We start from the raw sequence: 17,857 nt of genomic DNA, 5'->3' as shown, positions 1-17,857 counted from the left end.
CGAAATTTATTGCCGAGTATCGCGTAGCATTGCTTATATGTTGAACTTGGAGCGCCTGCGGACCCTCGACGCCCTCGCCCGGCACGGATCGGTGAGCGGTGCCGCGGCGGGACTGCATGTGACGACGTCCGCCGTGTCCCAGCAGATGACCAAGCTGGAGCGGGAGGTGGGCCAGCAACTGCTCGCGAAGAACGGCAGAGGCGTGCGCCTCACCGACGCCGGACGCCTGCTCGCCGACCACGCGGCGCGCATCCTCTCCCAGGTCGAGCTGGCCCAGTCGGACCTGGAGCAGCAGCGCGGCAAGGCGGTGGGGGAGCTGCGGATCGCCGCGTTCCCGACCGCGATGCGCGGCCTGCTGCCCGCGGCCCTTTCGTCCCTGCGCGTCGGGCACCCGGGCCTGCGCGTCAACGCCCAGGAGCTGGAGCCGCAGCAGGGCGTCAGCGGTGTGGTGCGCGGCGACCTGGACGTGGCGGTGGTCCTCGACTGGTACAACAAGCCGTTGCCCGTGCCCGAAGGCCTCATGAAGGCACCGCTCCTCGACGACCCCGCGGACGTCGCGATGCCGGCGGCCCACCCGATGGCCGACCGTCCCGAAGTCGATCTGGACGACTTCGCCGAGGACGAGTGGATCACCTGGGCGGAGGGCGAGTTCTGCCACGAGTGGCTGATGTTCACGCTCCGCGCCAAGGGCTTCGAACCGCGCATCGCCCACCGCGCGGAGGAGCATCACACGCAGCTCGCCCTGGTCGCGGCGGGGCTCGGAGTGTGCGTGGCGCCGCGCCTGGGGCGCGATCCGATGCCGACGGGCGTGCGGACGGTGCCGGTGCGGCACCGGGTGCGGCGCCATGTGTACGTGGTGTGGCGCGCGGACGCCGACCGCCGCCCGTCGATCCGGGCGGCGGTGGAGGCGCTGCGGGTGGCGGGGGCCGGTCTTGGGTGAGGTGCCGGGCCCGGAAGCGGCCGGGCGACGGCACGGCAAGTCCGCGGTCCCGGCGTCCGTGGCTACGGCTGTGCCAGCTTGCGGAAGTCCCAGGAGGTGATCGCCTCCGGAGTTAGCCGCAGCCACGCGTGCCGCCCGTCGTGGACCATCTCGTCCAGGCCGAAGTTCTTGCGGGCGAAGAGCCGTTCCGGCACGTCCAGTTCGCGGCACGGCGCACCGGTGCGCGGTATCTCGCCGACGAACTCGGCGGTGCCGGTCAGCTCCACGCCGCGCAGTTCCCCGTAGTCCTCGCCCGTGTCGACGACCACGGCAAGCCGCGGGTCGCGGCGCAGCTCGGCCCACCGCCTGCTCCGCGTGATCGAGTACAACCACAGCGAGGTGCCGTCCCACGCGAACCACAACGCGCTGACGTGCGGGGCGCCGTCGGCGGACACCGTCGCGACCCGGCAGGTGCGCTCGGCGGTGAGGAAGGCGTCCACCTCTTCCGGTGTCATCATGATCCGGCGACCGCGCCGCTGTGTCTCGGCCATGTGTCATCCTTCCCTTGCTGGTACGGGAACCTGCCCACTGCTTCCCGTAACTGACCAGGCGTCAGGAAAGCATGGAGTGTCTTCCGTCGCGAGGCAATGCCGGTTAGCCTCCCGCGCACCGCGACCCAGAGGGGAGCCATGCCGTCCTTCGAACAGCTCCGGGAGATCCTCGACCCCGCCACCAGCGTGCTGCTGACCGTCGAGTGCCAGCAGGGCGTCGTCGGCACCGAGAGCGCGCTGCCCGAACTCGCCGAGGAGGCACGCGCGTCCGGTGCGCTCGCCAACGTCGCGAGGATGGTGGCCGCGGCGCACCTCGCCGGTGTCCAGGTCCTGCACGCCGTGGCCGAGCGGCGCCCCGACGGCCGCGGCGCCAACCGCAACGCCCGGCTCTTCCGCGCCGCCGAGCGGCTGCCCGTGCAGCAACTGTCCGGGACCACGGCCGTGCGGATCGCGGCGCCGATCGAGGTCGCCGAGGAGGACTTCGTCGTACGCCGACTGCACGGCCTCTCGCCGCTCGCGGGCACCGGAGTCGACCCGCTGCTGCGCAATCTGGGCTGCCGCACCCTGATCGTGACCGGGGTCTCCGCCAACGTGGCGATCCCGAACGCCGTCTTCGACGCGGTGAACCTCGGCTACACCGCCGTCGTGCCCGCCGATGCCATCGCAGGCGTTCCCGCCGACTACACCCCCGCCCTGGTGCGCCACACCCTGGCCCTGGTCGCCACCGTCACGACGACGAAGGACGTCCTCGGCGCGTGGAAGAGGCCGCGCCGCACCGGGTGAGCCTCCCGGTGCGGCACGACCCGAGGGCCTGTCGTGGGACAGACCCTGGACCTGACGCGCGCTGAGCACACGCGGGGACGGCGCGGTGCGTCAGGCCAGCTTGATCGAGTCGCCCTCGACGGTGATCTCCTTGGCGGGCAGCGGCCTCGGTGCCGGTTTCTGCTGCACGCTGCCGTCGTTGATGTCGAACTTGCTGCCGTGGCACGGGCAGTTGATGGTGCCGCCCTCGACGCTCGTCACCGGGCACTGCTTGTGCGTACAGAGGTGGGAGAAGGCCTTGAACCGGCCCTTCGTCGGCTGGGTGACCACCACGCCCTCGTCCTTGAAGATCTTGCCGCCGCCCACGGGAATGTCCGCGGTCATGGCGAGCACGGCGCCCCCGCCCCCGCCCTCCTCTTTCTCCGAGGCCTCCGTGGCCGGCTCCGAGGGGTCGTCGTCCGACCCGCAGGCGGCGAGCGCGGCGGCCAGGCCCGCGGCGCCCACCGCCGTGACGACCGTGCGGCGCGTGGGGTCGGGGCGGGACGCCACGGGCGCGGCGGCTCCGGCTGGTTCGGCGGGGCCGACGCGGGCGGCGGAGTCGGCCGAGGGGAGTGCGAAGGGGCAGTCGACCGTGCGCAGGAGCGATGCGTCCTGCTCTTCCCTGGAAGCAGTCATGCCGGATGGTACGGACGGCGTCGCCGAGATGTTCAGCCGTTCAAGGACTTTCTCGTGAAGTAGGGCTCCAGGTTCAGCGGATCGGCCGTACCGCCGAGCCCGCCCTCGACGCCGGGAGGAGCGGGCGGTGACGCCGGACCACGGCAGTAACCTGGGGCGATGCTCACCGAAGTCACCGCCGTCCGCTATGTGACGCCCCTGCGCGAGGGCGGTTCGCTGCCCGGACTCGTCGAGACCGACGACGGCCACGGGACGTACGAGACGTACGTCATGAAGTTCGCCGGCGCGGGCCAGGGCCGCAAGACGCTCGTCGCCGAAGTGATCTGCGGGCAGCTCGCGCGCCGTCTCGGCCTGCGCGTGCCGGAGCTCACGGCGATCCGGCTCGACCCGGTCCTCGGCCTCGGGGAGCCCGACCAGGAGGTGCAGCAGCTCCTGAAGTCCAGCGGCGGCCTCAACCTGGGCATGGCGTATCTGTCGGGGGCCCTCGGCTTCGACCCGCTGGCCTTCGCGGTGGACCCGGTCGAGGCGGGGCGCGTCATCTGGTTCGACGCGCTGATCAACAACGTCGACCGCTCCTGGCGCAACCCGAACCTCCTGGTGCGGCACGGCGACGTCTGGCTCATCGACCACGGCGCGAGCATGATCTGGCACCACAACTGGCCCACGGCACCGGCCGCGGCGGCACGCCCGTACCACGCCGGTGACCACGTACTCGCCTCCTTCCGGCCGGATGTCGCCGCGGCCGCCGCGGAACTCGCCCCGCGGGTCACCGAGAAGCTGCTCGCCGAGGTCACGGCCGACGTGCCCGACGCCTGGCTGGCCGACGAGCCCGGATTCGACGACGCGGACGCGGTGCGGCGGGCGTACGCGGACGTGCTGCTCCCGCGCGCGGCGAGCATCCACGAACGGATCACCCTGGAAGGCGCGGGAAAGTGAACGACACCACCACCCACGGGGCCCCCACCCGGCATGTCTTCGAGTACGCGCTGCTGCGCGTGGTGCCGCGGATCGAGCGCGGCGAACAGATCAACGCGGGCGTCCTGCTCTACTGCCGCGCCCGGTCCTTCGTGGCGGCCCGCACCCACCTCGACGAGGCCAGGCTGCGGGCCCTGGACCCCGACGCCGACGTGGCAGGCGTGCGCGCGGCGCTGCGGGCCGTCGAGGGGGTCTGCGCGGGCGGCGACGCGGCCGGACAGGCGGCGACGGACGACGCGGGGCGGCGCTTCCGCTGGCTGATCGCGCCGCGCTCCACCGTCGTGCAGTCGAGCCCGGTGCACACCGGCCTCACCGTGGACCCCGCGGCGGAGGTGGAGCGACTCGTGGGGCTCCTGGTGCGCTGAGCTGTCCGGAGGGTGCTCGGGGCGGGCGTGTTCAGTGCGCCCTGGAGACGTAATGAGTCACAGTGCGGCTGTGGGCCGTTGACACCGGGTGCCAGGGCTTCTAGCGTCTCGTCTGCTGAAGGTACTAAGCGGTCGCTCACCGGGTGGCGGACCGCATCCCGAGGGCGAGGAGAGCCAGCATGTCCACCACAGAGCAGCGCGTAGCGGTAGTGACCGGAGCGGCGCGAGGCATCGGCGCGGCGACCGCCGTCAGGCTCGCCGCCGAGGGGCGTGCCGTCGCCGTGCTCGACCTCGACGAGGCCGCGTGCAAGGACACCGTCGAGCAGATCACCGCCGCCGGCGGCAAGGCCGTCGCCATCGGCTGCGACGTGTCCGACGAGGCTCAGGTCGAGGCCGCCGTCGCCCGGATCGCGGCCGAGCTCGGCGCGCCCACGATCCTGGTGAACAACGCGGGCGTGCTGCGCGACAACCTGCTGTTCAAGATGAGCGCGAACGACTGGGACACGGTCATGAACGTGCATCTGCGGGGCGCCTTCCTGATGGCCCGCGCCTGTCAGAAGCACATGGTGGACGCGGGCTTCGGCCGCATCGTCAACCTCTCCAGCTCCTCCGCCCTCGGCAACCGCGGCCAGGTGAACTACGCGGCGGCCAAGGCCGGCATGCAGGGCTTCACCAAGACCCTCGCCAAGGAGCTGGGCAAGTTCGGCATCACCGCCAACTCCGTGGCGCCGGGCTTCATCGCGACCGAGATGACCAAGGCCACCGCGGAGCGCGTCGGCATGGGCTTCGAGGACTTCCAGGCCGCCGCCGCCACGCAGATCCCGGTGCAGCGCGTGGGCACGCCGGAGGACATCGCCAACGCCATCGCCTTCTTCACCGGCGACGCGGCGGGCTTCGTGTCCGGCCAGGTCATGTACGTGGCGGGCGGCCCGCTCAACTAGGGCTCCGCCCGCCCACCAAGGACCAGCTCTTTCGCAAAGGACGGCACAGATGGCAGTGCAGGACAGCGGCAAGGCGGCTCTCGTCACCGGTGCGAGCCGCGGCATCGGCTACGGCATCGCGGAGGCCCTCGTCGCCCGCGGTGACCGCGTGTGCATCACCGGACGCAACGAGGACGCGCTCAAGGAGGCCGTGGAACGGCTCGGTGCGGACCGCGTCATCGGCGTCGCGGGCAAGGCCCACGACGAGGCGCACCAGGTGGTCGCCGTGGAGCGCGCCATGGAGGCGTTCGGCCGCGTCGACTTCCTGATCAACAACGCCGGCACGAACCCGGTGTTCGGCCCGATGGCCGACCTGGACCTGAACGTGGCCCGCAAGGTCTTCGAGACCAATGTGATCTCCGCGCTCGGCTTCGCCCAGTTGACGTGGAAGGCCTGGCAGGGCGAGCACGGTGGCGCGATCGTGAACATCGCCTCCATCGCCGGGGTGGCGCCGTCGCCGTTCATCGGGGCGTACGGCATCAGCAAGGCCGCCATGGTCAATCTGACCCTTCAGCTCGCGCACGAGTTCGCGCCGAAGGTGCGGGTCAACGCGATCGCCCCGGCCGTGGTCAAGACCAAGTTCGCGCAGGCGCTCTACGAGGGCCGCGAGGAGGAGGCCGCGGCCGCCTACCCGCTCGGCCGCCTCGGTGTGCCGTCCGACATCGGGGGCGCGGCGGCGTTCCTGACCTCGGCGCAGTCCGACTGGATCACCGGCCAGACGCTCCAGGTCGACGGGGGCATGTTCCTCAACGCGGGCGTCGGATGACGGATCGGGGCGAAGTACGGCAAAGGCCGGGCTGTCGTCCGTAAGCGATGTTTCCGCGCATGAAGTGCCCCGTCGGGCAACGGAGTTGGTACGGCGGGGCACTGCGGTATGGTCTGCCGATCCATGGCACGGCAGACCGAGGAGCGTGCGCGTGTTCACAAGAGTTCACCTGCGGTGCCTGCGGCCGGTCACGCTGCTGGCGTCCGTGTCCCTGGTCGCGGGATGCGGAGTGCTGTCCTCCGAGGGATCGGACGACGACGACGTCATCACCGTCGGCACGACGAGCGCGCCGAGCACGCTCGATCCCGCGGTCGCCTACGACGGTTCCTGGGAGCTGTACCGCAACATCTTCCAGACGCTCCTGAGCTTCCCCGAGGGTGCCACCGAGCCGCAGCCCGACGCCGCCGAGCGATGTCGGTTCACGGACGGCTCCAGCATGGTCTACACGTGTACGTTGCGGGCGGGGCTGAAGTTCTCCGACGGTCACGAGCTGGACGCGAAGGCCGTGAAGTTCTCCTTCGACCGGATGCGCCGCATAGCCGTCAAGGGCGGCCCGGCCGGGCTGCTCGGCTCCCTGCGCGAGGTCGAGACGCGGGGTGAGCGGACGGTGGTCTTCCGGCTCCGCAAGCCCGACGCCACCTTCCCCTTCGTGCTCACCACGCCCGCCATGTCGATCGTCGACCCGGGCGAGTACCCGGCGGACAAGCCGCGCGAGGGCGCCGAGGTCAGCGGCTCGGGACCGTACGCGCTGAAGACCTACCGCGTCGGCGAACGCGCCGAACTCGTCGAGAACGACCACTACGAAGGCGTGGCCGACCGCAAGAACGACGCCGTGACCATCCGCTACTTCCGTGACTCCGAGGCCATGGTCGACGCCCTGCGCGCCAAGGAGATCGACCTGACCTTCCGCGGACTCGCGGCCCGGGACGTGGTGGCACAGCAGGGAGCGGGCAAGGAGAGCGCGATCCGGCTCGTCGAGGGCGCGGGCACCGAGATCCGCTACCTGGTGTTCAACCCCGAGGACCCGTGGGCGCGCAAACCCGCGGTGCGCAAGGCCTTCGCCCAGGTGATCGACCGCGGCGCCATCGCCCACAAGATCTACAAGGACACCGTGGAGCCGCTGTACTCGATGGTCCCGCGCGGGGTCACCGGGCACGGCACGGCCTTCTTCGACCGGTACGGCAACCCGAGCGCGGTCAAGGCCAGGCGGATCCTCCAGGCGGCGGGCATCACCGAGCCCGTCCCGCTCACGCTCTGGTACACCACCGACCGCTACGGCTCCGCCACCGGGCCGGAGTTCGCCGAGATCAAGCGGCAGCTCGAGGACTCGGGCCTGTTCGAGATCACGATCAAGGGCAGGCCGTGGCAGGAGTTCGACAAGGGCTACAAGAGCGGTGAGTACCCCGTCTTCGGGCGCGGCTGGTTCCCCGACTTCCCTGACGCGGACAACTTCATCGCGCCCTTCGTGGGCCGCGACAACAGCCTGAACATTCCCTACGAGGTGCCGCGGATCACGGACGAGGTGCTGCCGCGCTCCCGCCGCGAGGCGGACCGCAGCAATGTCGTGGACCAGTTCCAGGAGGCGCAGCGCATCCTGGTCGACGACGTACGGCTGTTGCCGCTGTGGCAGGGCAAGCAGTACGTCATGGCGAGCGAGGAGATCTCCGGCGCGGAGCGGGCCATGGACCCGTCGGCGATCATGATGATGTGGCAGCTCGGGCGGAAGACGAGCTGGTAGGGCCGCTCGGACGGCGGTGCCGGTCGGATTGTCAGTGGGCGCCGGTAGGTTCTGTGGTGCAGAACTGAACGCACCCCGGAGGTTGTTGCCGTGACCGACATCGCCATGCTGCCCGCTTCCTGGCGCGGAGTCCTCGGCGAGGAGCTGCAGAAGCCCTACTTCAAGGAGCTCACCGAGTTCGTCGAGGAGGAGCGGGCGAAGGGGCCGGTCTTCCCGCCGCGCGAGGAGGTCTTCGCCGCCCTGGACGCGACGCCGTACGACCGGGTGAAGGTCCTCATCCTCGGCCAGGACCCCTATCACGGTGCGGGGCAGGGCCACGGCCTGTGCTTCTCGGTCCGCCCCGGAGTGCGGACGCCGCCCTCGCTCCGGAACATCTACAAGGAGATGAAGGAGGAGCTCGGCCACCCCGTGCCGGACAACGGCTATCTGATGCCCTGGGCCCAGCAGGGCGTCCTGCTCCTGAACGCCGTCCTGACGGTCCGCTCCGGCGAGGCCAACTCCCACAAGGGCAAGGGCTGGGAGAAGTTCACGGACGCGGTGATCCGCGCCGTCGCGGACCGCCCCGACCCGGCGGTCTTCGTTCTGTGGGGCAACTACGCCCAGAAGAAGCTGCCCCTCATCGACACCGAGCGGCACGTCGTCGTGAAGGGCGCGCACCCCTCGCCGCTGTCCGCGAAGAAGTTCTTCGGCTCCCGCCCCTTCACGCAGATCGACGCGGCGGTGGCCGCCCAGGGCCACGAGCCCATCGACTGGCGCATTCCCGACCTGGGCTGAGCAGGCCCCGTCCCCGCCGGGGCGACCGGGGCCCGGGCCGAGCAGGTCCGTCTCCGGCCCGGGCAGCCGGGGCCCGGGCTGAGCAGGCGCATCCCTGGGCCGGGCAGGCGGGACCTCGGCCGGGCAGGCCGCCCTGTGCTGCACAGCCGTCCTGTGCTGCACAGCCGTCCTGTGCTGCACAGCCGTCCTGTGCTGCACAGCCGCCCTGGGCTGAGCAGGCGGGAGCGCCTCGCCCCGCACCGCGCCTGACCGGGATTGTCAGTGGTGGCCGCTAGCGTCGGGAGCGTCCGTGGGACTCCAGGCCGGTGGCGGCCCAACTGCCGCGGACGACGGACGACCGGCGGCTGGGCACCGGCAGCAGCCGACGGACTGGCGAGGGACGTTCCGCGGGCCGGCCAAGGCCCGCGGTCCGTCCGGCGGACGCGGAGGGCGACGCGGTGACGGAGCGGCAGGAACAGACGGCGGCGGACGGCGAGGGCGCCGTGATGACCCGGATCGGGCAGGCGGTCATGCTGCAGCACGCGGGTGACCGCGAGGAGGCGAGGACCCGGTTCCTCGCCCTCTGGGCGGAGATCGGCGAGGGCGGCGACCCCCTGCACCGCTGCACCCTCGCGCACTACATGGCCGATACGCAGGACGACCCCGCGGACGAACTGGCCTGGGACCTGAGGGCCCTGTCGGCCGCGCACGAACTGACCGACGAGCGGGTCAGCGCCCACGACAAGTCTCTGGCGGTGCGCGGGTTCTACCCCTCGCTGCATCTGAACCTGGCCGCCGACTATGTGAAGCTCTCCCGCCCCGCCGCGGCCCGCAGCCACCTGCGCCTCGCCCGCGGCGCGGTGGGCGCCCTGGGCGACGACGGCTACGGCGATGGCATCCGGGCGGCCCTGGACCGCCTGGAGGCGCAGGTGGGGGAGGGGGCCGTCGGGGAGTAGGCGCCCCCGGCTCAACGCCCGTACGCCTCGCGGCAGATGACCGCTTCCGGACTGTCCGGCTTCCAACCCGCGTGGACCTTGCCCAGCGCGCAGAGGTCGACGGCGGGACGGGTGGGCTCGGGGCGCGGGGGCGCCGCCGGTGCGGTGCGCGGGGGAGGGCCGTGGGGGTGGCCATGGCCGTGGCCGCGCGCGGGCGGTCCCGGGGGTTCGCGGTGCGCGGGACGGTCGCGGCCGGTGGTGGCTTTCGGCCCGGCGGCGGGCGATCCGGGCGGTGTCGACGGCGGCGGGCGGCGGGGGGTGCTCGTGGCGAGCGGGGGCGAGCTGCGCGGCGGCACCGCGGGGCCCATGCGTTGCAGCGTGTCGTGGGCCGGGGCCTGCACCGCGCGGGGCGGTCGGCTCGGCGGGGCGCCGGGAGTCGTGGCCGGTCCCGCCGACACGGCTGACCCGGCTGACGTGGCGCTCCGCCCGGCGGGCCGCTCCACGCCCGTACAGCCGGACAGCGCCAGCACGGCCGTGGGCACCAGAACCACCGCGGTGAACGTAGATCGCTGCACCCACGCCACTCTGCTGCCCCCGGCACGCCCCCGGGAGGCGAACGCCTGGGCATGCCCCCGCACGGGTGACACGGTCCCGCGCGACGACGCGGGGGTGTACGTGTCCCGGCATGGGCCGGGGTGTACGTGTCCCGGCATGGGCCGGGGTGTACGTGTCCCGGCATGGGCCGGGGTGTACGTGTCCCGGCATGGCCCAGGGGGTGTACGCGTCCCGGCATGGCCCCGGGGTTGTACGCGTCCGGGCGTGGCCCCCCGGGGCTTGTACGCGTGCAGGCGCGACCCCCGGGGTTGTGCGCATCCCAGCACGGCCCCGGGGTTGTGCGCGTGCGGGCGTGCCTTCCGGGGGTTGTACGCGTGCGGGCGTGGCCCCCCGGGGGTTGTGCGCGTGCGGGCGTGCCCTCCGGGGGTTGTGCGCGTCCGGGCGCGACCCCCAGGGGTTGTACGCCTCCCGGCACGGCCCCGGGGCTGTACGCGTCCGGGCGTGCCCCCCGGGGGTCGCGTCCGGACGCGACCCCCGGGGGCTGTACGTCTCCCGGCACGACCCCGGAGCTGTACGTCTCCCGGTGCGACCCCGGAGCTGTACGCGTCCCGGCACGACCCCGGGGCTGTCCGCGTCCCGGCCCGCCGGAGCCAAGCTGCGACCAGCCCCCGGCCCTCACACCTCCTGATGCCCCCCGCCCCGCGCACCGCTCCGCGTGCCGCCCGCCGCGGCACCCCCGTCGAGCATCCCGTGCAGCAACTCCCTGAACCCGGACCGCAGTTCGTCCCACGTCGGTGTCGTCGCGTGGTAGGACCCCGCGGCGCACGAGAACAGCAGACCGTCGCTCCACGCCACCAGGGACAGGGTGTGCCGGGCGGGGTCGTCGGAGCCCGCCGCGGCCATCATCCGGGTCAGCGGCTCGCGGAACTGGGCGCCCGCCGCGTCGTAGTAGGCCCGCAGCTCGGGGCGCCGGGTCGCCTCCAGGGCCAGTTCGTAGCGGGAGACGAGCAGATCGCGGTGGTCGTCGCCGCTGAGGTAGCGGTGCAGGGTCAGGGCGAGGCCGTCGGCCAGGGAGTCGCGGCTGCCGGCCGCGTCGGGGAGTTCGGCCGGGGTGAGGATTTCGCTCTCGCGCTCGGCCTGGCGGCGCACGGCGGCTTCCAGGAGGGCGAGCCGGGTGCGGGCGTGGTTCGACGTCGACCCCAGCGGCAGGCCCGCGGCCTCGTCGACGGCCCGGTGCGTGAGGCCACGCATTCCGCGCTGGGCGAGCAGGGCCAGAGCGGTGTCGGCGATGAGTTCGGTGCGGGCCGAGCCCGTGACGCGTGCAGGCATGGGCTCACCCTACCGCTGACACTACGCATGTAGTACCTTCGTGTCCTGTCGGAACTACACATGTAGTCGGATGTGGTCGAACCGGTGACGTGGGCGAGTGCGAGCGAAGGAGAGATCATGGCTGGAACAGCGAGGCGTCAGGTGCCGCACGCCGTGGTGGCGGGCGGTGGCATCGGCGGTCTGACCGCCGCCATCGCCCTGCACAGGTCCGGCTGGCGCGTCACCGTCCTTGAGCGCGCCGGGTCCCTGGAACCGGTGGGCGCGGGCATCGGGCTCGCGCCCAACTCCCAGCGCGCCCTGGACGTCCTGGGCCTCGGGGACCAGGTGCGCGGGCTCTCCGCATGGCAGGGGGCGGGCGGTGTGCGCGCCCGGAACGGCCGCTGGCTCGTGCGTACCAGCACCGCCGCGACGGAGCGGGAGTTCGGCGGCGGGCTCGTCAGCCTGCACCGCGCCACCCTCGTCGATCTGCTCGTCGGGGCCCTGCCCGCCGACTGCCTGCGCCTCGGGACCGACGCCCGCCTCGTCGACCACGGCGGCCCCGGCCACAGGGCCGTCGTCGCGACCGGCGACGGCGACATCGAAGCCGACCTCGTCGTCGGCGCCGACGGCATCGACTCCCGCGTCCGGTCGGCCCTGTTCCCCGCCCACCCCGGGCCCCGGTACACCGGCTTCACCGCCTGGCGACTCGTCGTACCCGCGCCGAAGAGCCCTTTCGAGCCGCACGAGACCTGGGGCCGCGGCGGCGTCTGGGGCACGCACCCGCTCAAGGACGGCCGGGTGTACGCGTACGCCACCGCCCTCGTCCCGCAGGGCGGTCGCGCGCCCGACGGCGAGAAGGCCGAACTGGAGCGCAGGTTCGCGCGCTGGCACGACCCGATCCCCGAGATCATCGCCGGTGCGGGGCCCGAGGACATCCTGCGCAACGACGTACGCCACCTGATCGAGCCGCTGCCCGCCTACCACCGCGGCCGCGCCGCCCTCCTCGGCGACGCCGCGCACGCCATGGCGCCCACCCTCGGCCAGGGCGGCAACCAGGCCATCGAGGACGCCGTGGTCCTCGCCCACCATGTGGCCCCGGACACCGACCTCTTCGCCGGACTCGCCGCCTACAGCGCCGCCCGCGTGCCCCGGACCACAGCGATCGTGCGGCAGTCCGCACGCACCGCGCGCCTGAACCACCTCACCAACGGCACGCTCCTGACCGTACGCGACACCGTGCTGCGGACCGCCTGCAGGATCGGCCCGAACATGATCATGCGGGGCTTCGCCGCCATCGCCGACTGGCAGCCGCCGGGGCCCCCGTATGCTGCGGGAACGGACGCGGGGGCGCAGGAGAGTGCATCCGCACGACGGTAGGGAGACAGTGGTGAAGGTCGGCTGCATCGGACTCGGCGACATCGCGACGAAGGCGTACCTCCCCGTGTTCGCCGCGCAGCCCGGAGTCGAGCTGCACCTGCAGACCCGTACGCCCGCCACCCTGGAGCGCGTCGCGGCCGCCCACTCGATTCCCGCGGCGCGCTGCCACACCGACCTGGACTCGCTGCTCGCCCAGGGCCTGGACGCGGCGTTCGTGCACGCGCCGACCGCCGCCCACCCGGAGATCGTCACGCGCCTTCTCGACGCGGGCGTGGCGACGTACGTGGACAAGCCGATCGCGTACGAACTCGCGGACTCCGAACGCCTCGTGCGCCTGGCGGAGGAGCGCGGTGTGAGCCTCACGGTCGGCTTCAACCGCCGCTTCGCCCCCGGCTACGCCCAGTGCGCCGAGCACCCGCGCGACCTGATCCTGATGCAGAAGAACCGCGTGGGCCTTCCGGAGGACCCGCGCACGATGATTCTCGACGACTTCATCCACGTGGTGGACACGCTGCGGTTCCTGGTGCCGGGTCCGGTCGACCACGTGAGCGTGCGCGGCCGGACGAACGACGGCCTCCTGGAGCACGTGGTGCTCCAGCTCGCGGGCGACGGGTTCACCGCGATCGGCGTGATGAACCGGCTGAGCGGGTCCACGGAGGAGATCCTCGAGGTGTCGGGGCAGGACACCAAGCGGCAGGTGCTCAACCTCGCGGAGGTCGTGGACCACAAGGGCCAGCCGACCGTGCGGCGGCGCGGCGACTGGGTGCCGGTGGCGCGGCAGCGCGGGATCGAGCAGGTCGTGCTCGCCTTCCTGGACGCCGTGCGCGCGGGCAAGGTGGTCAGCGCCCGGGACGCGCTGGCGACCCATGAGCTGTGTGAGCGGGTGGTGCGGGCCGTCCGGGAGCAGACCTCCTGAACGCCCTGGCGCCCTCGGCCACGCCGAGGAGGGCGAGGACGCCGAGCGCCGCGTGCACCGGCCAGTCGCCGAACCGCACATAGGGGGTGGTGCCCGTGGCCAGCGGTATCTCGTACTCCGCGGTGTCCGACGCGGACGTGCCGAGCCAGGGGCCGAGGCGCTCGCCGCTCGGGCCGTAGGCCGCCGAGACGCCGGTGAGCGTGGCGTGCACCATGGGGCGGCCGGTCTCGGCGGCCCGCACCGCGGCCAGCGAGGCGTGCTGTTCGGGCGCCCAGCTCCGCTGGAACGTCGACGTGGAGGACTGGGCGAGCAGCAGTCGCGCGCCCTCGCGGGTCAGATGGCGGCTCATGTCGGGGAACGCCGACTCGAAGCACACAAGGGGTCCCACCCGCAGCCCGTGCCCGACGTCCATCACGACGGTCCGCTCGCCCCGCCTGCGGTCCTCGCCCGCGGCCTTGCCGACGGAGGTCGCCCAGTTGAGCAGCGAGCGGGCGGGCACGTACTCGCCGAAGGGGACGAGGCGCATCTTGTCGTAGCGGTCGCCGGTCGGCCCCTCGGGGCCCACGAGCACCGAGCTCTTGAATATCCCGGGGCGGTCCGAGCGGCGGGCGTCGACGTTCACGAGGATGTCCGCGCCTAGTTGCCGGGACAGCGCGGTGATCCTGGCGGCGAGGTCGGTCCTGTCGGCCAGGTCGTGCCCGACGCTGCTCTCGCCCCACACCACCAGGTCCAGGTCGCGGCCCGCGAGCGCGCGGGTCAGCTCCTCCTCGCGGGCGAAGCGCTTGTCGGCGCCGCCGAGGCCGTTCATGACGCCGGGCTGTACGACGGCGACACGGACGCTGCCCGCGGCATCCGGGCGCGGGGACCAGACCCAGACCGCGGACGAGGCGGCGGCCACGGCGACCAGACCGGCGAGCGCGGGAACACGGGCGGCACGGTGGGCGGCGAGCACGGCGACGCTCGTGTTCACGGCGACCACCAGGAAGCTGACCAGCCACACCCCGCCGACCGACGCGAGCCGCAGGGCCGGCTCCACCTGCCACTGGCTGGAGCCGAGCAGCCCCCAGGGCCCGCCGAGCCCCTCCCAGGACCGCACCAGCTCCACCGTGAGCCAGCCGGACGGCAGCACGAGCAGCGCGGTGGCGACCCGGCCGGGCGAGGGCACGCCGCCCAGGAGATGGCGTACGAGCCAGCCCCACGGCGCCCACAGGAGCCCGAGGAGCGCGGCGAGGACCAGTGTGAACACATGCAGGCTCGGCAGCAGCCAGTGGTGCACCGCGATCATGAAGCCGAGCCCGCCGAGCCAGCCGTCCAGGGCCGCGCGGCGTCCTGTCGGCGCCGAGCGGGCGAGCAGCAGCCACGGCACGAGTGCGACATGGGCGAACCACCACCACGACGGCGCCGGGAAGGCCAGGGCGGGCAGCGCACCGCACAGCGCGGCCAGGGCGCCGCGCCACCACGATGACGCGAGGAGCGCACGCCCGCGCGCCGGATCGAGCACGGGTCCCGGGCGCCGCCACCACGGCGCCGTGACCTGCCCCGACGCCACTGGCCGGGGCCGCCGGATGCCGCCGAGTACGTCCATGCAGCGCGCCTCCCTGGCCCGGCTTCGACACCGCCGTGCCTTCCAGTGTGGGCGCCCGCGACGATCCAGGACAGGGGGCGCCCGATGTGCCGCACCGCGCGGGTTCAGGCCTGTCCGCCACGTCCGTGCTGTCTGCGCCACTTCTCCTGTACGACGACCTGGCGCAGCCGCCAGCCGCTGTGGGTGCGCACGGCGGTGAACTCGTAGCGGCCGCCGCACTCGAAGTCCGGTGCGGTGTCGGGGGGCGGGGCGTCGGCGGGCGCGGCCGGGTCCGCCGGGGCGAAGGGGTCCGCGTCGCCGGATGCGGTGGCGAACCGCATGGGGTTGGTGTAGTCCGCCTGTATCCGCGCGCTGTCGCCGATGTCCTGCTCGCGGAGGCCGAAGCGGATCCTGCGGTTGACGACGAGGTGCTGGCGCATTTCGAAGACACGCAGGGTCTTCGCCAGCCAGTCGGAGATCTCGGCGACGGATCCTTCGATGCCGCCGGCCGAGCGGTAGTCGGCCCGTCCGCCCGGCGCGAACAACTGGCGGTAGCCGTCCCAGTCACCGTCGTCGACGGCGATGGCGTAATCGGTGATGAGGGAGTCGATGGCCAACCGGTCAAGGACTGCGGCGAGTTCCACGCGCTGCGTCATCGGCTCAGTCTTGGGTACCGGAGGTGCGGAGCCAAGAGGCAGGGCGAAAGGCGTCGTCCCGGCGGTGGCGGTCTATGCGGCCTGGACGATCTCGGCGCGCACCGCCTCGGCCCACTCGGTCACCAACTGCTCGTACTCCCGCCGCTGCTCGACGGAGAGACGGCCGCCGGCACGCAGCCACAGGCCTCGGATCCGCTCGTTCAACTCGGCCGACGACCGCACGGAACCACGGGGTTGGGGGGTTAAGGGCATGGCGTCAAGCCTAGGGGATGGCTCCGACAATCGGAACTGTCAGCTACCGCACACCTGCGGCATGTGATCGGGGCGCAGGCGCCGCAGGAAGTGCGCGCCCCGCGCGAGTTGTTCCGTGCGCGCTGGTCAGCGGGGTGGGGGGCGGCTCGTGTGACGGGGCGGGTTCGATCCGGCGGCCGCTGTCAGTGACGGACGGCACGATCCGGAATGTCGTCCGGAGCCTCGTCCGGGGCCCCGGGGCGGCCGCGTCCGGTGCAGGGCAGGTGGATGAACAGGAGGACGATGCCGGTAAGGGTGAACACCCGGGTGGCGGCGTCGAGTCCGTTCCAGCTCTTGGACTGCCACATGGCGAACCACTCGCCGCCGATACCGATGAAACCGCCGCCGAACAGGAGCATCAGCATCAGCAGGCCCACCGTGCTCAGGCGCCGGGCGCGGTCCTGGGAGCCGTCGCCGCGGCGGACCGCCAGAGCCCACCTCACCGTGGCGGTGATGAGGACGAGGGCGGCAAGGGTCTCCCAGGCGATGATGGCGACGTACGCGGTGTCCTGCAGCGCACGCGACTCGACCGCGCGCCACATCAGGTCGTCGTCCTTGAAGGTGGTGTCCATGGCCAGGACGTGCCGTACGAACTGTTGGTTGGTGCCGAAGTCGGTGATGTTGCCGAACGCCACGAGCGCGATGTAGAGGGCGACGACACCGGTCAGTACGGTGGCAGCCACGGCCGGTGCCCCCAGGGGGGTGCCCCGGTCGTGCGGCTGCTTGCGGTTGGCTGGCGTGAGGCGCATGCCGTGCTCCCTGTGTGCGCGAGTGAGGGCCCATGATCTCAGGGGGCGCACGGGGTGCGCAGGAGAGTGCGGCTGTTGCGTGCGGTCGCACTCCCCGCATGCGGCCGCACTCCCCGTGTGCGTCAGACGGCGGCGGGCCTGATGCGGCGGGCCGTCAGGACTCCGATGGCGGCCAGGGCCGCGGTCAGGGCGAAGGTCGCCGTCAGGGCCGTGGACACCGAGCCGCCGTGGGCCGTGGAGAGGGAGACGGCCGCGCCGCCGAGCCCGCTCACGACGGCGACGGCGAGGGTCTGAGCGAGTTGCATCGCGCCACTGGCCGCGCCCTGGCGGTCCGCCGACGCCTGCTCCATGGCGTCGGTGGTCGCGGCGTTGAAGGCCACGCCCATGCCCGCGCCCGCGACGGCCCAGCCCGCCACCGCTGTCAGCGCGGGCACCTCGTCCACGAGGACGCCGAGAGCCATCACGGCGATGCCGAGGAGCAGTACCGCGAACCCGGCCGCGACCGGCGCGGCACGCGAGCGCCCGCTCCAGCGGCTGTCCGCCCGGCCCTGCCACGCCGCCCCGAGCACCCAGGTGATGGCGCCCGCGGACAACCCCAATCCCGCCTCCGAGGCGCTCAGTTCGCGCAGCCTGACCAGGCCGAGGGGCAGGAACGCCTCGCTGCCGAAGTAGGCGCCGCACAGCAGGAAACGCAGGACGACGCCCGCGGGTACGCCCGGACGTGCCGTAAGGGTGCCCGCGGGCGTGACCCGGCGCAGGGCGACGACGGCCGTGGCGGCGCCCACCGCCACCAGCGGCAGCAGGAGGGCGAGTTGGCGGAGCTGGAGCCCTGCGAGCAGGAGGCCGGTGCCCGCCGCGAGCAGGACGCTCCGGGCGACCGGTGTGGACCACCACCGGTTCTCGCCGGTGGCGGTGGCGGTGGCGGTGGCGGCGGTGGTCGGCGCCGACGCCCCGCCCCCGGCCCCGCCCCCGGCCGCGCCCCCGGCCCCGCCCCCGGCCCCGCCCCCGGCCCCGCCCCCGGC

At 73.0% G+C, this 17,857-nt stretch carries 21 protein-coding genes; 11 read left to right on the top strand and 10 right to left on the bottom strand.

All coding sequences use genetic code 11. From position 1 onward, the window contains the following. Positions 1-37 precede the first annotated feature (37 nt). Positions 38-940: a LysR family transcriptional regulator gene (locus tag IG78_RS0134795; RefSeq protein WP_030571429.1), complete on the top strand. Its 903-nt coding sequence runs from the start codon at positions 38-40 to the stop codon at positions 938-940. 62 nt (positions 941-1,002) lie between these two features. Here IG78_RS0134795 and IG78_RS0134790 read toward each other — a convergent pair whose 3' ends face one another. Beyond that, positions 1,003-1,470, bottom strand: a complete 468-nt coding sequence (locus IG78_RS0134790; RefSeq protein WP_030571427.1) for a pyridoxamine 5'-phosphate oxidase family protein — start codon at positions 1,468-1,470, stop codon at positions 1,003-1,005. 138 nt (positions 1,471-1,608) lie between these two features. On the opposite strand from IG78_RS0134790, the gene IG78_RS0134785 reads away from it, so the two are divergent. Next, a complete protein-coding gene (locus tag IG78_RS0134785; RefSeq protein WP_030571424.1) occupies positions 1,609-2,253 on the top strand; it encodes a cysteine hydrolase family protein in 645 nt (214 codons plus the stop codon). Between the two features lie 90 nt (positions 2,254-2,343). Here the strand turns inward: IG78_RS0134785 and IG78_RS0134780 are convergent, their stop codons facing one another. Together IG78_RS0134780 and IG78_RS52300 are read right to left on the bottom strand one after the other, a co-directional pair. After that, positions 2,344-2,781, bottom strand: a complete 438-nt coding sequence (locus IG78_RS0134780) for a Rieske (2Fe-2S) protein (RefSeq protein WP_030571421.1) — start codon at positions 2,779-2,781, stop codon at positions 2,344-2,346. A 158-nt stretch (positions 2,782-2,939) separates the two neighbouring features. Then, on the bottom strand, positions 2,940-3,074 hold the full coding sequence (locus tag IG78_RS52300) for a hypothetical protein (protein WP_263972747.1): 135 nt from the start codon (positions 3,072-3,074) through the stop codon (positions 2,940-2,942). Between IG78_RS52300 and IG78_RS0134775 the strand changes: the two genes are divergently transcribed. The 7 genes from IG78_RS0134775 to IG78_RS0134745 all read left to right on the top strand — a co-directional run bounded on the left by IG78_RS0134775 (position 3,067) and on the right by IG78_RS0134745 (position 9,440). Continuing rightward, a complete protein-coding gene (locus IG78_RS0134775; protein ID WP_030571418.1) occupies positions 3,067-3,843 on the top strand; it encodes a HipA family kinase in 777 nt (258 codons plus the stop codon). The two genes, IG78_RS52300 and IG78_RS0134775, sit on opposite strands and share 8 nt — an antisense overlap. Further along, the gene (locus IG78_RS0134770; protein ID WP_030571415.1) at positions 3,840-4,247 is read left to right on the top strand and encodes a DUF3037 domain-containing protein; all 408 of its coding nucleotides are present in this window, start codon (positions 3,840-3,842) and stop codon (positions 4,245-4,247) included. The genes IG78_RS0134775 and IG78_RS0134770 overlap by 4 nt, the downstream gene beginning before the upstream one ends. A gap of 179 nt (positions 4,248-4,426) precedes the next feature. Next, positions 4,427-5,188: a 3-oxoacyl-ACP reductase FabG gene (gene fabG, locus IG78_RS0134765; RefSeq protein WP_030571411.1), complete on the top strand. Its 762-nt coding sequence runs from the start codon at positions 4,427-4,429 to the stop codon at positions 5,186-5,188. A gap of 49 nt (positions 5,189-5,237) precedes the next feature. Next, entirely contained in the window at positions 5,238-5,993 is a 756-nt protein-coding gene (locus tag IG78_RS0134760; protein WP_030571407.1) for an SDR family oxidoreductase, read from the top strand. Between the two features lie 145 nt (positions 5,994-6,138). After that, positions 6,139-7,731, top strand: a complete 1,593-nt coding sequence (locus IG78_RS0134755; protein ID WP_107055068.1) for an ABC transporter substrate-binding protein — start codon at positions 6,139-6,141, stop codon at positions 7,729-7,731. A gap of 90 nt (positions 7,732-7,821) precedes the next feature. Beyond that, positions 7,822-8,505: a uracil-DNA glycosylase gene (gene ung, locus IG78_RS0134750; RefSeq protein ID WP_030571402.1), complete on the top strand. Its 684-nt coding sequence runs from the start codon at positions 7,822-7,824 to the stop codon at positions 8,503-8,505. Positions 8,506-8,942: 437 nt separating this feature from the next. Beyond that, entirely contained in the window at positions 8,943-9,440 is a 498-nt protein-coding gene (locus IG78_RS0134745) for a hypothetical protein (protein ID WP_030571398.1), read from the top strand. A gap of 11 nt (positions 9,441-9,451) precedes the next feature. On the opposite strand, the gene IG78_RS46740 is transcribed toward IG78_RS0134745, so the two are convergent. Further along, the gene (locus IG78_RS46740) at positions 9,452-9,994 is read right to left on the bottom strand and encodes a hypothetical protein (RefSeq protein ID WP_225882339.1); all 543 of its coding nucleotides are present in this window, start codon (positions 9,992-9,994) and stop codon (positions 9,452-9,454) included. Positions 9,995-10,649: 655 nt separating this feature from the next. Next, positions 10,650-11,303, bottom strand: coding sequence for a TetR/AcrR family transcriptional regulator (locus tag IG78_RS0134740; RefSeq protein ID WP_051853217.1), 654 nt, complete (start codon positions 11,301-11,303; stop codon positions 10,650-10,652). 117 nt (positions 11,304-11,420) lie between these two features. On the opposite strand from IG78_RS0134740, the gene IG78_RS0134735 reads away from it, so the two are divergent. After that, a complete protein-coding gene (locus tag IG78_RS0134735; RefSeq protein ID WP_030571393.1) occupies positions 11,421-12,659 on the top strand; it encodes an FAD-dependent monooxygenase in 1,239 nt (412 codons plus the stop codon). 10 nt (positions 12,660-12,669) lie between these two features. Continuing rightward, positions 12,670-13,575 (top strand): Gfo/Idh/MocA family protein, encoded by a 906-nt coding sequence (locus IG78_RS0134730; RefSeq protein ID WP_030571390.1) that lies wholly within the window; start codon positions 12,670-12,672, stop codon positions 13,573-13,575. Here the strand turns inward: IG78_RS0134730 and lnt are convergent. The 5 genes from lnt to IG78_RS0134705 all read right to left on the bottom strand — a co-directional run. Next, positions 13,499-15,160, bottom strand: coding sequence for an apolipoprotein N-acyltransferase (gene lnt / locus IG78_RS0134725; RefSeq protein ID WP_078965805.1), 1,662 nt, complete (start codon positions 15,158-15,160; stop codon positions 13,499-13,501). The two genes, IG78_RS0134730 and lnt, sit on opposite strands and share 77 nt — an antisense overlap. Positions 15,161-15,264: 104 nt before the next feature. Next, positions 15,265-15,795 carry a nuclear transport factor 2 family protein gene (locus tag IG78_RS0134720; RefSeq protein WP_030571385.1) on the bottom strand — a complete coding sequence of 177 codons (531 nt, stop codon included), beginning with the start codon at positions 15,793-15,795 and terminating at the stop codon, positions 15,265-15,267. 72 nt (positions 15,796-15,867) lie between these two features. Continuing rightward, the gene (locus IG78_RS46730) at positions 15,868-16,047 is read right to left on the bottom strand and encodes a hypothetical protein (protein WP_078965804.1); all 180 of its coding nucleotides are present in this window, start codon (positions 16,045-16,047) and stop codon (positions 15,868-15,870) included. Positions 16,048-16,229: 182 nt separating this feature from the next. Beyond that, positions 16,230-16,835, bottom strand: coding sequence for a DUF2165 domain-containing protein (locus IG78_RS0134710; RefSeq protein ID WP_030571382.1), 606 nt, complete (start codon positions 16,833-16,835; stop codon positions 16,230-16,232). A gap of 122 nt (positions 16,836-16,957) precedes the next feature. After that, the coding region (locus tag IG78_RS0134705) for an MFS transporter (protein ID WP_488356438.1) at positions 16,958-17,857 on the bottom strand (900 nt) is incomplete at its 5' end.

Origin of the sequence: Streptomyces aureocirculatus (assembly GCF_000720475.1) — a bacterium.
GTDB classification, from domain to species: Bacteria; Actinomycetota; Actinomycetes; order Streptomycetales; family Streptomycetaceae; genus Streptomyces; species Streptomyces aureocirculatus.
This window is presented reverse-complemented; position numbering and strand designations above follow the sequence as displayed.

What these genes read in the sequence shown, in the direction of transcription:
- IG78_RS0134795 (WP_030571429.1), top strand. Translation starts at nt 38, where the DNA reads ATGTTGAACTTGGAGCGCCTGCGGACCCTCGACGCCCTCGCCCGGCAC.
- IG78_RS0134790 (WP_030571427.1), bottom strand. Translation starts at nt 1,470, where the DNA reads ATGGCCGAGACACAGCGGCGCGGTCGCCGGATCATGATGACACCGGAA.
- IG78_RS0134785 (WP_030571424.1), top strand. Translation starts at nt 1,609, where the DNA reads ATGCCGTCCTTCGAACAGCTCCGGGAGATCCTCGACCCCGCCACCAGC.
- IG78_RS0134775 (WP_030571418.1), top strand. Translation starts at nt 3,067, where the DNA reads ATGCTCACCGAAGTCACCGCCGTCCGCTATGTGACGCCCCTGCGCGAG.
- fabG (WP_030571411.1), top strand. Translation starts at nt 4,427, where the DNA reads ATGTCCACCACAGAGCAGCGCGTAGCGGTAGTGACCGGAGCGGCGCGA.
- IG78_RS0134760 (WP_030571407.1), top strand. Translation starts at nt 5,238, where the DNA reads ATGGCAGTGCAGGACAGCGGCAAGGCGGCTCTCGTCACCGGTGCGAGC.
- IG78_RS0134740 (WP_051853217.1), bottom strand. Translation starts at nt 11,303, where the DNA reads ATGCCTGCACGCGTCACGGGCTCGGCCCGCACCGAACTCATCGCCGAC.
- IG78_RS0134735 (WP_030571393.1), top strand. Translation starts at nt 11,421, where the DNA reads ATGGCTGGAACAGCGAGGCGTCAGGTGCCGCACGCCGTGGTGGCGGGC.
- lnt (WP_078965805.1), bottom strand. Translation starts at nt 15,160, where the DNA reads ATGGACGTACTCGGCGGCATCCGGCGGCCCCGGCCAGTGGCGTCGGGG.
- IG78_RS0134720 (WP_030571385.1), bottom strand. Translation starts at nt 15,795, where the DNA reads ATGACGCAGCGCGTGGAACTCGCCGCAGTCCTTGACCGGTTGGCCATC.
- IG78_RS46730 (WP_078965804.1), bottom strand. Translation starts at nt 16,047, where the DNA reads ATGCCCTTAACCCCCCAACCCCGTGGTTCCGTGCGGTCGTCGGCCGAG.
- IG78_RS0134710 (WP_030571382.1), bottom strand. Translation starts at nt 16,835, where the DNA reads ATGCGCCTCACGCCAGCCAACCGCAAGCAGCCGCACGACCGGGGCACC.